At 35.3% G+C, this 13,986-nt stretch carries 12 protein-coding genes, 2 riboswitches and 1 other annotated feature; of the genes, 9 read left to right on the top strand and 3 right to left on the bottom strand.

What is annotated here, in order from left to right:
• Positions 1 to 8 precede the first annotated feature (8 nt).
• From hisE to COO03_RS11525, 4 genes are all read left to right on the top strand, one after another.
• The gene (gene hisE, locus COO03_RS11540; protein WP_097897317.1) at positions 9 to 332 is read left to right on the top strand and encodes a phosphoribosyl-ATP diphosphatase; all 324 of its coding nucleotides are present in this window, start codon (positions 9 to 11) and stop codon (positions 330 to 332) included.
• Between the two features lie 12 nt (positions 333 to 344).
• A complete protein-coding gene (locus COO03_RS11535; protein ID WP_097897316.1) occupies positions 345 to 1,367 on the top strand; it encodes a histidinol phosphate phosphatase domain-containing protein in 1,023 nt (340 codons plus the stop codon).
• Between the two features lie 69 nt (positions 1,368 to 1,436).
• Positions 1,437 to 1,601 (top strand): DUF4025 domain-containing protein, encoded by a 165-nt coding sequence (locus COO03_RS11530; protein ID WP_097897315.1) that lies wholly within the window; start codon positions 1,437 to 1,439, stop codon positions 1,599 to 1,601.
• 150 nt (positions 1,602 to 1,751) lie between these two features.
• On the top strand, positions 1,752 to 2,723 hold the full coding sequence (locus COO03_RS11525; protein ID WP_097897314.1) for a 2-hydroxyacid dehydrogenase family protein: 972 nt from the start codon (positions 1,752 to 1,754) through the stop codon (positions 2,721 to 2,723).
• A gap of 32 nt (positions 2,724 to 2,755) precedes the next feature.
• Here the strand turns inward: COO03_RS11525 and pssA are convergent, their stop codons facing one another.
• Entirely contained in the window at positions 2,756 to 3,463 is a 708-nt protein-coding gene (gene pssA, locus COO03_RS11520) for a CDP-diacylglycerol--serine O-phosphatidyltransferase (protein WP_097897313.1), read from the bottom strand.
• A gap of 208 nt (positions 3,464 to 3,671) precedes the next feature.
• Positions 3,672 to 5,558: an LTA synthase family protein gene (locus COO03_RS11515; protein ID WP_097897312.1), complete on the bottom strand. Its 1,887-nt coding sequence runs from the start codon at positions 5,556 to 5,558 to the stop codon at positions 3,672 to 3,674.
• A 448-nt stretch (positions 5,559 to 6,006) separates the two neighbouring features.
• On the opposite strand from COO03_RS11515, the gene COO03_RS11510 reads away from it, so the two are divergent.
• The 3 genes from COO03_RS11510 to COO03_RS11500 all read left to right on the top strand — a co-directional run bounded on the left by COO03_RS11510 (position 6,007) and on the right by COO03_RS11500 (position 10,363).
• Entirely contained in the window at positions 6,007 to 6,405 is a 399-nt protein-coding gene (locus tag COO03_RS11510; protein ID WP_097897311.1) for a DUF3888 domain-containing protein, read from the top strand.
• An 88-nt stretch (positions 6,406 to 6,493) separates the two neighbouring features.
• Positions 6,494 to 6,676: riboswitch (Lysine riboswitch) on the top strand.
• 179 nt (positions 6,677 to 6,855) lie between these two features.
• Positions 6,856 to 8,172: a diaminopimelate decarboxylase gene (lysA, locus tag COO03_RS11505; RefSeq protein WP_097897310.1), complete on the top strand. Its 1,317-nt coding sequence runs from the start codon at positions 6,856 to 6,858 to the stop codon at positions 8,170 to 8,172.
• A 93-nt stretch (positions 8,173 to 8,265) separates the two neighbouring features.
• Positions 8,266 to 8,375: riboswitch (SAM riboswitch) on the top strand.
• Between the two features lie 272 nt (positions 8,376 to 8,647).
• Positions 8,648 to 8,893: a binding site (T-box leader), on the top strand.
• A gap of 111 nt (positions 8,894 to 9,004) precedes the next feature.
• A complete protein-coding gene (locus COO03_RS11500; protein ID WP_097897309.1) occupies positions 9,005 to 10,363 on the top strand; it encodes a sodium-dependent transporter in 1,359 nt (452 codons plus the stop codon).
• A gap of 31 nt (positions 10,364 to 10,394) precedes the next feature.
• Here COO03_RS11500 and COO03_RS11495 read toward each other — a convergent pair whose 3' ends face one another.
• Positions 10,395 to 11,651 (bottom strand): murein hydrolase activator EnvC family protein, encoded by a 1,257-nt coding sequence (locus COO03_RS11495; protein WP_097897308.1) that lies wholly within the window; start codon positions 11,649 to 11,651, stop codon positions 10,395 to 10,397.
• A gap of 418 nt (positions 11,652 to 12,069) precedes the next feature.
• On the opposite strand from COO03_RS11495, the gene gltP reads away from it, so the two are divergent.
• A complete protein-coding gene (gene gltP / locus COO03_RS11490; protein ID WP_097897307.1) occupies positions 12,070 to 13,341 on the top strand; it encodes a glutamate/aspartate:proton symporter GltP in 1,272 nt (423 codons plus the stop codon).
• 65 nt (positions 13,342 to 13,406) lie between these two features.
• Entirely contained in the window at positions 13,407 to 13,925 is a 519-nt protein-coding gene (locus COO03_RS11485; protein ID WP_097897306.1) for a DUF402 domain-containing protein, read from the top strand.
• The last annotated feature ends 61 nt before the right edge of the window (positions 13,926 to 13,986 follow it).

Below are 13,986 nucleotides of genomic sequence, written 5' to 3'. Positions count from 1 at the left end.
ATTAGATGATGGAAGATGTATTAAAATCTTTGTTTGAAACAATCGGTGAGCGGAAAGTAAGTCCAGTGCCTGAATCATATACAAATTATTTATTTACAAAAGGCGAGGATAAAATTTTGAAGAAAATAGGAGAGGAATGTACAGAGGTTGTAATCGCTGCAAAAAATGATAATAAAGAAGAACTTGTAAAAGAAATGGTCGATGTCTTCTATCACTGCTTTGTTTTACTAGCCGCAAAAAATATTTCGTTAGAAGATGTGTTAAAAGAAGTGAAAGAAAGAGAAGGGAAGCTATCGAGAACAGGGGAGCGTAAGGAAATTGATACATTATAAGGGGGAGAGATGATGAAAGTGGATTATCACCTTCATTTGGAAGAAGGTCCATATTCAATAGGTTGGTTGGCGAGAATAAATGAAGCGTTAGAATATTATCAACCGCTTAAAGAAGAAAAACATTCGATTAAATGGCTTATGAAAACACAAGAGCGTTTGCAAAAGCGAGTGCAGGAAGGGCCGTTTACAGTGGAATGGCTTGATTTATATTTAGAAGAAGCATTGCGAAAAGGAATAAAAGAAGTTGGGATTGTTGATCATCTCTATCGCTTCTATGAAGCAAAGAAGTATTACGAAAAATACGTAGACATTAGTGAGTCAAAGCTAGGTCGTTTGCAAAAAGAATGGTTAGATCAAGTGCGAGTTGCATCGATTTATGAATTTACAAAGGTAATTCAAGAAGCGAAGGCACGTTGGAAAAAGCGTGGTGTAGCGCTGCGGCTCGGAATCGAAGCAGATTACTTTATTGGTGGGGAACGAGAATTAGAAGAATTATTAGCATTAGGGGATTGGGATTATGTCATTGGATCTGTTCACTTTATAGATGGCTGGGGATTTGACAATCCAGATACGAAAGAATATTTTGAGAATCACAGCCTGCATACATTGTATGATACGTTTTTTGCAACCGTCGAAAAAGCTGTTCGTTCTAGCTTGTTTGATATTGTAGCACATCTCGATAATATAAAAGTATTTAATTATCGATTAGATGAAAATGAGCAGCTTCCATATTATAAAAAAATTGCAAGAGCGTTACTTGAAACAGATACAGCTACGGAAGTGAATGCAGGATTATATTATCGTTACCCTGTGCGTGAGATGTGTCCAAGTCCTCTTTATTTACAAGTTCTAGCGCAGCATCAAGTGCCGATTACTCTCTCGTCAGATGCTCATTATCCAAATGACTTAGGAAGATATATTGCGGAAAATGTGAAAGTATTACGTAATCATGGTATTTCTCATGTTGCTACATTTACGAAACGGGTAAGACAAATGCAGGTGCTTGAAGAGGAATCGGCAACTATTTCAAAGTAAAAGATGATTTTGTGATGAAAACCTTTCTTTTTGCTCAGAATAAGAAAGAATGATAAAGGAGGGTTTTAAATGGAAAAACAACAAAATAAGCAGAAAGCGAAAGTGACAACTCAAAGTTATGCTTCTCAAATGAACGAGGAAGTCGACTCTATTGTACAAGAGCAAATAAGTGATACAGTAGTAGAAGGTACGATTGATGCAAAACTTGAGAAACAATCGAATGAAGCGCAATAAATAAAGAGGAGAGAGATTTATCTCCTCTTTATTTATGGGAAGAAGTGTCGATTTTCAAAACTCTAATCAAATTACTTGGCTTTTTTGATATAGATTTTTTACAATAAAATATAAGGGAATTCTCATTTTTAAATAGAAGAGGTGCTTATAGTGGCGAAAATATTAGTAGCAGGAAAAATTCCAGAAATCGGATTACGGTTATTACAAAATCATGATGTAGAAATGTATGATAAAGAAGAATTAATTTGTGTAGAAGAATTGATAGAACGTGTAAAGGGAAAAGATGCACTGCTAAGTTTACTTTCTACTAAGGTAACAAAAGAGGTCATTGATGCAGCACCAGATTTAAAAATCGTTGCTAACTATGGTGCAGGCTACGATAACATTGATTACACATATGCAACAGAGAAGGGAATTGCTGTTACAAATACACCAAAAGTGTCTACAGAAGCAACAGCAGAATTAACATTTGCTCTTCTTTTAGCAGCGGCAAGAAGAATTCCAGAAGGGGATACTGTATGTCGGACGACCGGATTTAATGGGTGGGCACCGTTATTTTTCCTTGGACGAGAAGTATATGGGAAAACAATCGGAGTAATTGGCCTTGGAGAAATTGGAAAAGCAGTTGCAAAACGTGCAAAGGTATTTGGCATGAATATTATTTATACAGGGCCAAATCGCAAACAAGAAGCAGAGCAGGAGTTAGGAGCAACGTATGTAACGTTAGAAGAACTATTGCAAACAGCGGACTTTATTACAATTAACTGTGCATATAGCCCAAGCTTACATCATATGATTGATGAAGAACAATTTAAAATGATGAAGAAAACAGCTTATATTGTAAATGCAGCACGCGGTCCAATTATGAATGAGTTAGCGCTTGCTCATGCGCTAGAAACCAATGAAATTGAAGGTGCAGCCCTTGATGTATTTGAATTTGAGCCGAAAATTACAGAGCAATTAAAAGGATTGAAAAACGTTGTTCTTACTCCTCATGTTGGTAATGCGACGTTTGAAACACGGGATGCGATGGCTGAAATGGCAGTGCGAAACATTTTAGCGGTACTAGAAGGAGAAGAACCGTTAACACCTGTAAATCCAAAAGTATTGGTAACAAAATAAGAAGAAGCCTTCCCTGCTTGGAAGGCTTCTTCTTATTTTTCTTTATTTGCTCGGTTTTTATGAGCCGGTCTTTGTCTAAGGAATTGAGATAGCATATACAAAATATAAAGAGGAATGGCAATGAATAGAAATACAGACATGTTACCAAAACTTGTTTTATACATTGTATAAATAATGCCAATTAAAAATAATGTAATAATGATACTATATCGTGGAATTGGCACATCTTTTAAACTTGGAATGCGAATGCGACTTACCATTAAAAATGCAAACGTTACAAATACTGTAATGAGAACAATTTTTGGGATGGTATGTGAGAACAATGTTAAGAAAGCAACAAGTCCTCCCGCTGCAGTAATAGGGACACCAGTGAAATACTTCATAGAAGTAGACGAAGGTGTAACATTAAATCGTGCTAAGCGATATGCTCCAAAAAGAGGGAATAGCCCTGCTATGTATAGTCCGATAATCCCATAATTTGAAAAAGATGTGTAGTACATTAAAACAGCCGGTGCAGCTCCAAATGTTACAACATCTGCTAGTGAATCAAGCTCTTTCCCCATTTGGGAATCAACACGTAGTAAACGAGCAACTCGACCATCAAGACTATCTAACATCATCCCGATTAGTACTAAAATAGCAGCTGATTTATAATATCCTAAAGATGCATAGCCGATTGACAAAAATCCGCTATATAAATTTCCGAGCGTAAATAAGTTTGGAATTGCTGCCCTATACAAATTCTGATCCCTTGCTTTCTGTAATAAATTCTTAATTAGTTTATGAAAGTTTACTTATTTTATCATACCATAAATTTCTTTCTCGTACGAAAAAAGTTCCCAATTTATGAAAGATTTCATGGAAGGCACCATTGAGAATGAAATCACTGGCTAAAATAATAAAAAAGGAGCAACTCCAAGTTGTTATCATGTGAAGTTGCTCCTTATATTATTCAAATTTGGTCATCATTGTTCCGGTTTTGTATTGATTGTTAGGATCGAATCGTAATAAATCTCCATAGATAAGCTTATCGGAGTAGTTCAATTCGGTCTTTGCTTTTTCAATATATGGCTGACATATCGCGGAATCAATCGGTTCACCTGTATTTTTTTGGTAACACATATTTTTTGTATAAATATACTCATTTGTTACGAAGCTACCGTCACGCATAACGATAAGTGGATCTTTTTCTTTTATAAATAAGTCAGTCCCAAACTCGATTGATTGATTCGTTTTAATACCAAGTAAATGAAGCAATGTCGGTTTAAGATCAATTTGTCCAGATACTTTAGAAATGACTTTTCCTTCTTGACCAGGCACATGAATAATAAGAGGGACGCGTTGCAGTTGCATAGAATCAAACGGTGTAATAGATTCTTTCCCAAGGAATTGAGCCATAGCTGCATTATGGTTTTCAGAAATTCCGTAATGATCTCCATAAATGACGATAACTGAATTATCGTATAACCCTTCTTCTTTTAATCGATTAATAAACAATTTAAGAGCTTCATCTGTGTAGCGGACTGTCGGGAAATAGCGATTTAAAACGCCGCTTTCAGAATTAAACTCGTCAATATATCGGTCCTCTGGGTTTAGAAGAAATGGGAAATGATTTGTTAATGTAATGAATTTTGTATAAAACGGTTGTGGTAAAGATTTTAATTTTGAAATAGATTGTTCAAAGAATTCTTTGTCTTTTAATCCCCAACCAACAGACATTTGTTCAGTACCTACATAATCATTTAAATTAAAGTAACGATCATATCCAAGTGCTGGATACATTACATCGCGATTCCAAAATTTCTTATCATTTGAATGGAAGACAGCAGAATAATATCCATATTTTTTTAATTGCTCAGGTGTTGCAGTGTACTCATTCTTTGCATGAGTAAAGAACACAGAACCACGATCTAATGGATAGAGTGAGTTTTCAACGATAAATTCAGCATCGGATGTTTTACCTTGTCCAGTTTGATGATAAAAGTTATCAAAGTAGTAACTATCTTTGATAAATTGGTTTAAAAATGGAGTAATTTCTTTTCCATTTATTGTTTTGTTAATGACAAAACTTTGTGTAGATTCCATTGAAATTAAAATTACATTTTTTCCTTTTGCAGCTCCAAATAAGTTTTTGTCAACTTGTTTATCTTTTGAATTCACGTAGTTTTTAATTTCCGAAAACTCATCTCCACTTGCGAATACACGCTCTGTAGAAGATTTAGACTGAAGTGCGATATCAAATAGATGATATGTGTATAAACCGAGATTTTTCACTACCGTTTGACGATCAAAAGAACGTGAAAACAGCTGTGGTTTATAAACCACAGAAACAATAATTTGTAGTGCTAATAGAGCGGTGACACCACTAAAAAAACTTCTTTTTTCAGATTTAGATAATGGTGTTGTATCACAAAAGTTTGGAAACTTACGTGAAATGAATATTAAGATAATGGCGTCTGCAAATAGAAGCAATGTTTTATACGTAAATAGTTCTTTAATACTTGTTCCTAAATCAGCCATGTTATTTGTTTGGAATAAAACAGGAAATGTGACAAAGTCATTATAAAACCCGTAAAACATTGCGTTCCCAAATAAAATAAATGACAGTATAAAGCTGATTCCAATAATAATTCGATTTCGATATTTTGATGCTAATAATGCTAGACCAAAAAATAAAAGCAAGGAAGCTAGCGGATTAAATAGCAACATAATTTCTTCGAAAAAGTTATCAATTTTAATATCGAAAGCTAGCTTGTATACAATATATGTTTTGATCCATAATAAAACGACTGCAATAAGTGCAAATCGTAATTTTGGAAATAAATGTTGTAGCATAATATACTCCTTTCCTACTATTATGACAGTTCTAGTGATTGCACTTTTATGAATAGAGGTTTCACTTTATATATACGAACAGCCTTATGTGATTATTATACTATGTGTACTATTATACGAGAACAAAACAGAATTGTGGACGCTTTTTGTAATAATCGAGTAGAAAAAGAGAAGTAGGAGACAATAAAGTGAAACTTGAATGAGCGGGGGCATCATCCACTCATTATTAGTCTTCACTAGTCGAGCTTTTGCGGAAAGTTTATTTTTTATCTATATATACATCAATTAAAAAACCGACATCAAACCCCTCTTTTTAGGTGGGAGAGAGCATCTATTCATGCNNTTAAAATGGATTTATATAACTTCTTTGCCTTCGTTGAATTTTGAGGTGAAGTGCTGCTGTCCGCAAATAGTGAGAAAAACATCGCATAAGGATACGGAGGTCATGATGAAAAAGTTACTGTGTTTCGTACTATGTAGTGGTCTTATAATGTTTTCTTCTCCAGTGGTGATTACGGCACAATACGATTTACCGTTAATGGAGGATGCTCTCTATTCTGTATTATTTCCACAAATAAATGCAGCGATTGAAAAACATTATGGAAAACTAAAGCCATATGATTGTCCGAAAATAGTTAGCATAAAAAAACTTTATAGTGGTACATATTTATTTCAAGCAGTAATTGAAGTGACGAAGTATGAATCAGGGATAGGAGGGAAAGTGCTTCCGCCATTTGAAAAAATAAGTATTACGTTTAATAATGAAGAGGGAGAATGGATTGTAACGAAGGTGGCTATAAAGCGTTTACCAAATGATACAAAGCTAAATTGCAAAAAAACAATATAAAAAATTGTTTGACAAATAATTTATTCCTTTGGTATTGTTAATAGCAATATAAGATGTTTGAAAATTGAATAGATTTACCTCATCTACTCTCAAAGGTAGAGGCCGCAATAGGAAAGAGTAAGCTATGGGAGATTTAGTGGAATCTGTGATCATAGATTGAAAGGGACTATTGCCGAAATATAAGAATGACCACATTATTCATATATTGGGACTGCATTGAATAAATGTAGTACTGTCATAAGATTTATTTTTATGGAGAGCTATTTGGAGATGTTGATGCGGTTTCTTATTTGAGAAGATAACAACTAGTTTATTTTTTCAATATACATTATTCCTAATAAGAAACGCGTGTGAACATTGTTCCGCGCGTTTTTTGTTTATCTAAAAGCGTGCTGCAATGAATAGAAGATTGGGGTTATGAGTTTTAGAGGAAATAAGGGAGGAATTGAAATGTATTTACACGGCACAAGTCGGATCAATGAGCAAGGACACTTAGAAATTGGAGGGTGCGATACAACGCAATTAGCAAAAGCATATGGAACGCCACTTTATGTGTACGATGAGGTTGCTATTCGGGAAAAATGTCGCGCATTCCATCGTGCGTTCCAGGAAAGTGGATTTTCTTACCAAGTAGCATATGCAAGTAAGGCGTTCTTGTGCATGGAGATGTGCCGAGTAGCTCGTGAAGAAAATATGTCTTTAGATGTTGTTTCTGGAGGAGAGCTATATACAGCTTTGCAAGCGGGTTTTCCAGCATCTCGTATTCATTTTCACGGAAATAATAAAACGGAAGAAGAGATGATAATGGCCCTGCAAGCAGACATTGGTTGTTTTGTAGTGGATAATTTCTTTGAGCTAGAAGTATTGCACGATTTAGCAGTGCAGTATGGAAAAATTGTCAGCATATTAATTCGTGTGACACCTGGGGTAGAGGCGCATACACATGAGTATATAACGACAGGGCAAGATGATTCGAAATTTGGCTTTGGGGTTTCTACTGGTCAGGCGATACAGGCGATTCAAATGGCATTAGAGAAGTCAAATTATAACGTGTTAGGTATCCACTCGCACATTGGCTCACAAATTTTCGAGACAGCAGGGTTCGTTCGAGCAATTGAAGTATTACGTAACTTTTTAGAAGAAATAAGAGAACAAACAGGGTATATAGTAACAGTGTTAAATGTTGGCGGAGGGTTTGGAATTCGCTATACGGAATCTGATACACCCCTTACACTTGAAGCGTATGTGCTTGCGGTAACGAATGCGGTGAGGGAACAATTTACAACATGTGAGTATCCCCTTCCTGAAATATGGGTTGAGCCTGGGCGAAGTATTGTTGGCGATGCAGGAACAACGCTGTATACAGTAGGAGCGGTAAAAAATATCCCAGGTATTCGTAAATATGTTTCAGTTGATGGTGGAATGACAGATAATTTAAGACCGGCATTATACGGAGCACGTTATGAGGCGATGCTAGCAAATCGGGGAAATGAAGAAAATGAAGAAGTTGTTTCGATTGCAGGAAAATGTTGTGAGAGCGGAGATATGCTTATTTGGGACATAAATCTTCCGCAAGTTGCATCCTCTGATTTATTGGCAATCTCTTGTACTGGAGCATATGGTTATTCTATGGCGAATAATTATAATCGTATTCGCAGACCAGCTGTAGTATTTGCAAAAGGTGGAACATCACAAATTGTTGTGGAACGTGAAACATATGAAAATATAATTGGAAACGATCGCATACGTATTAAAGAGCTTGTTTAAATGATAAAAGGAGTTGTTCGAATGGAGCAACTTCTTTTAAAATATATATTGGAAAACTAGGAATGAGAAAATCAGAGTTGTGATAAAATACAAAGCTTATCAAGAGAAGCAGAGGGAATTGGTCCTACGAAGCTTAGCAACCTGCTTATAGTAGCAAGGTGCTAAGTCCAGCAAAATGGCATCCATTTTTAAAAGAGCAAGATAGAAAGGTGCATGTGGGATATATAAATCCATTTTAATTTTTCGGCATCTAAATTCCCTGCTATGCAGAATAAAACGGAACTTACACTCGTTTGCTCTTTCTGTNNCTGACCGCTTCTATGCATGGTCAGATGCTCTCTTCCATCTAAAAAGATTGGGTTTATGTCGGTTTTTTAATTGATGTATATATAGATTTCATAAGTATGAAAATGTAAAATAAATTCTCCTTTACAAGTATAGTAATATATTCTATAATCACAAGTAACTTCAATATATGAAATCGATGAGCAAGAAGAGTATGTATATTTGATGCGTTCAGAGAGCTGGGATAAGGTGTGAGCCCGGTACGATAAAATATACAGAATGGGCTTGCGAGAGGTATGCTGAACATTTTAGTAGGCAACCCGGGTTCTGCCGTTAAAAGGATAGGGTATCGGAGTTTTCCTGTACCTGAACAAGTGGGATTTTTGATCCAATTGAGGTGGTACCACGGTATTCTATTACATATATCGTCCTCTACATGCAGCGTAGCATGTAGAGGACTTTTTTATTTTCTAAAGGAGGTGTGCGAGTATGAAGTGAAAGTGTATAATTAAGAAAAGTTCAAATATTCAAAAAGGAGAAATTATTTATGAAAGAAACACAGCAATGGACATCGAAAATTGGTTTTGTACTCGCAGCAGCCGGAGCTGCAGTAGGACTCGGGGCGATATGGAAGTTTCCGTATGTTGCAGGTAATGGCGGAGGCGGAGCATTTTTTCTAGTCTTTTTATTATTAACTATATTTATTGGTATGCCTCTTCTTTTGGCTGAATTTGTTATTGGGCGTAGTACACAAAAAGAAGCGGTTACTGCATACAAAGTACTCGTGCCGAATAGTAAACTATATCCATGGATTGGTCGCATGGGAGTTGTCACTTGTTTTAGCGTATTATCTTTTTATAGTGTAGTAGGTGGCTGGATTTTATTATATTTATATTATAGTGTGACAGGTCACTTTTGGAGTGGATCAGTGGAATATGGAAAATTGTTTGAACAGACAATTTCCAATCCAGCTAGTGCAGTTGGAGCTCAGTTGATTTTTATGCTTTGCACAATTTTTGTTGTAAGTAAAGGTGTAGAGAAAGGGATAGAAAAGGCAAGTAAGTATATGATGCCGCTATTATTTATTTTATTTATTGCCATTATTATTCGTGCCCTTACACTTGATGGTGCATGGGCTGGTGTTGAGTTCTTCTTGAAACCAGATTTTTCAAAGTTAACAGCAGATACTGTTTTGTATGCGATGGGACAATCCTTCTTTTCATTAACAGTAGGGGCTTCGGTAATGGTAACATATAGCTCATATTTAAAGAAGGAAGAGCATTTAGCAAAATCAGCGACATCGATTGTGAGTTTAACGGTATTTATTACAATCCTTGCGGGGCTTGCGATATTTCCAGCAATCTTTGCGTTAGGGGTTAAGCCGACGGAAGGGCCAGGTTTATTATTCATCATCCTTCCGGCTGTATTTGCTAAAATACCATTTGGACAATTTTTCTTTATTATGTTTTTGATTTTATTCTTCTTTGCAACATTAACTTCTGCCATTTCAATGCTCGAAATTGTTGTTGCTTCCGTAGCGAAAGATAATGCAAAAAAACGTCCTTCTGCATCATTGATCATTGGATTACTCATTTTCGTATTTGGAATTCCAGCGGCATTGTCATTTGGAATTATGAGTGATGTAAAGATATTTGGAAAAACATGTTTTGATTTAGTGGATTTTGTGGTAAGTAATGTCTTGCTTCCGTTAGGAGTACTAGCAATTTCATTGTTCGTACCGAATAAAATGAGTAAGGATTTATTAATGAAAGAATTAGAAGTTACAGAAACAAAAGGAAAAACATTATTTAACGTTTGGTTTTTCTTACTGCGTTATATTATTCCAATCACGGTTGTGGTTGTATTTTTAAATGCAATTGGTATATTTAAGATTTTCACAAAGTAAAAAGGCAGGGGATAAACCCCTGCCTTTTTATTTATAATCCGATATAAGGAGAAGGATCAACTGCGTTTGTTTTACCTACATTCCATTCTCCAATATGAAGTTCGAAATGTAAATGCTGTCCGTAAGATTGACCTGTATTCCCCATGAATCCTAATTGTTGACCTTGTTTCACCGTTTGTCCATTAGATACAGAGCGGCTGCTCATATGAGCGTATACAGTTGTGTAAGTTTTACCATTTATACGATGTGATAAGTATACAACATTTCCGTAACTAGAGGATAACTCAGATCGAATGACAACACCGTCGGCAGCAGCTATAATCGGAACTGTTCCAGAAGCGGCAATATCAATGCCTTTATGATTATCTATAGAGCGAGCACCAAATCCAGAAGTTTTTGAGCCAGCAGCTGGTTTAATGAATCCGCTTTTATTTGTATCTTGCGGTGTTGGAGCGCCTTGTCCGCTTTCTTTAGCGGAAGCGGTAGCTTGCTTTTTGGCTTCTTCTGCTTTACGTGCTTCTTCCACACGTTTTTCCTCTTCAATTGCTTTTTGAACTGCTTGTCGCTGATTCTCTAAAATGCTTTTTGATTCTTCTAAGCTTTCAATCTCTGAATCTACTTTTGATACTTTAACGTGTAAATCGTTAATGAGAGCTTGTTGCTGCTGCTGATTTGCTTGCAATTCTTGTTGTTTTTGTTCTAGCTTTTGCCCAGATTCTTTCAATTGTTGTTCTTTTTTTTCAACAGCTTCTTTCTCGGATTTTACAGTTTCTTGATCTTGTGTCTGTTTTTTTACGATGTCTGTATCGTTATTTAAAATCAAACTAACGGAATACATATTATCAACAAGGTCTACGAGGTTGTTTGAATTCGTTAATACTTCAGTTATGATATTTGTTCGCGGTTTTTCTTGCATAGATTGTAATCGTTTTTTTATAACTTCTTGACGTGTGTCAATATTCTTTTGTAATTGTTCAATGTGTTTCTTTTTCTCAGCAATGATTTGCTGTGTTTTGCTAATTTCTTTTTTTGTATCGTTTAAATCCGCTTCATTTTTATTAATGGAAGTTGTTAATTCATCGATTTTCTTCTGTAACTCTTGTATTTCTTTCTCCATCTGTTCTTTTTCTGCCGATTTATTATGTAATTCTTGTTGTTTTCCTTCTAATTCTGATTGTATTGTAGATAATTTATCTTGACTTGTTTCTGCGTGTACTGGTGAAAGCAACGGAGAAACAAAAAGAGTTCCTGCTGCTAAAACGCTAAAAGCTGCAAATTTCTTATTCATTGGTGTCTAGCTCCTTTCCCTATGATTGTATATATCATAATAAGAAGAATGCTGTCTATTATTGTAATCATAATGTAAAGAAAATTTTATAAAATTGCTGATTTTTGTCGGAATTAAGGGAATTTTTTGCCTATATTGGTATGTTCTGTTGTGAAAATAAATAGAAGAAATGTTGATATACCTTATAAGGAATCGTTCTCATGTTAGGTTTTCTTACATTGGGTCGTTTTTTGTCAAGAAAATTATTTATATTCACGCAAACTTATTTTGTTGTCAGATTTCATTTTTTGCTTTATCATTTTTAACAGGGGCAAATGTAGTGAATTGTCGAATAATATGTAATACTCTTAATTTCTTGGCTTTATAGAAATAGAGAAAGGTAGAGTTATAGCATCTTTAGAAGGGGGTTACAGCAAGTATGAAAAGAATTGGACTTGCATGGCAAATTTTAATAGGGCTTGCGCTTGGTATTGCAGTTGGGGCAATTTTTTATGGCAATGCAGAAGTAGCAAAGTTTTTACAGCCAATTGGAGATATTTTCATTCGATTAATTAAAATGATTGTTGTGCCGATTGTCGTAGCGAGCATTGTTGTTGGGGTTGCTGGTGTTGGTGATGTGAAGAAGCTAGGGCGATTAGGCGGAAAGACAATTCTTTATTTTGAAATAATTACAACAATTGCAATTGTTCTTGGCCTACTGGTGGCGAATATTTTCCAACCAGGAAAAGGCGTGAATATGGATCAGTTAACAAAGACGGATATTTCAAAATATACATCTACAACAGAGCAAGTACAGAGCCATTCGTTTGCGGATACATTTGTAAATATTGTTCCGACAAATATTATGAAGTCGTTAGCTGATGGTGATATGCTTGCCATTATTTTCTTCTCTGTATTATTTGGTTTAGGGATTGCAGCAATTGGGGAAAGAGGAAGACCCGTTCTTCAATTTTTCCAAGGTGTAGCAGATGCAATGTTTTACGTGACAAACCAGGTAATGAAATTCGCACCGTTTGGGGTATTCGCATTAATTGGTGTAACGGTTTCTAAATTTGGTCTTTCGTCATTAATTCCATTAGGAAAATTAGTTATTGTCGTTTATGGATCCATGATATTCTTCGTTGTAGTTGTATTAGGGCTTACGGCAAAATTATTTGGAATTAACATATTCCAGTTCTTTAAGATTTTAAAAGAGGAGCTTATTTTAGCTTACTCTACAGCAAGTTCGGAGACGGTTTTACCAAAAATCATGGAGAAGATGGAGAAGTTCGGTTGTCCGAAAGCAATTTCATCTTTCGTTATTCCGACTGGTTACTCATTTAACTTAGATGGATCTACATTATATCAAGCAATCGCGGCAATTTTCTTAGCACAAATGTATGGTATTCATTTATCAATCACAGAGCAAATTACATTAATGCTTGTATTAATGGTTACATCTAAAGGGATTGCAGGTGTACCTGGTGTATCATTCGTTGTATTATTAGCAACACTTGGTACGGTAGGAATTCCAGCAGAAGGTTTGGCATTTATCGCAGGTATTGACCGTATTTTAGATATGGCACGTACAGCAGTTAACGTAGTAGGTAACTCTTTAGCAGCTGTTGTTATGTCTAAGTGGGAAGGTCAATATGATGAAGAAAAAGGACAAGCCTATTTAAAAGAGATTTCAGAAAAACAAGTAGCATAATAATTGTTGTAAAAGCCCTCGCATAAAATGTGGGGGCTTTTCTGTATAGAAAAGAGGGGAGAATAATGAAACGGAAATATGGAGATGGTTTTTCATGGAAACGGTTAATAGAGAAAAGTTATGAAGTGAAAACAATAGAGCAAGGCATGTTAGGGATACTGCATATGCAAAAAGTGAAAGAGCCTAGTTACAAGCAATATAATAATCAAAAACTTTGCATTGTCAATGATGGACACACATGGGTGCAGTACTTCATCAACGGTAAAAATTTTGCGATTACAGCTATGCTAAATGAAAAACGGAAATTAGTACAATATTATATTGATGTAGCAAAAGAGTTTAAAATAGATGAGAGAGGTATGCCATATTTCGATGATTTATATTTGGACGTAGTGCTATTACCTAATGGCGATGTATATTTGCTGGATGAAGATGAATTAGAAGAGGCCTACATAGATGGAGATATTTCTAAAGAGGAATATAACGTAGCGTGGGAAACGGTAAGATGGCTTCTCGAAGTAATTGAAAAAGAAAATTTTCCCTGGATTGCAATTTTAGAAAAAGAAATTCAGAAATTAAAGTGACCATTTTCTTTTCGAGATGCTCATTTATTCGTGTTTTTGTAAATATCAAAAAATACCAACT

The organism is Bacillus sp. AFS098217 (genome assembly GCF_002551815.1).
Taxonomy (GTDB): Bacteria; Bacillota; Bacilli; order Bacillales; family Bacillaceae_G; genus Bacillus_A.
Note: the sequence above shows the minus strand (reverse complement) of the source record. Positions and strands in the feature narration are given on the sequence as shown.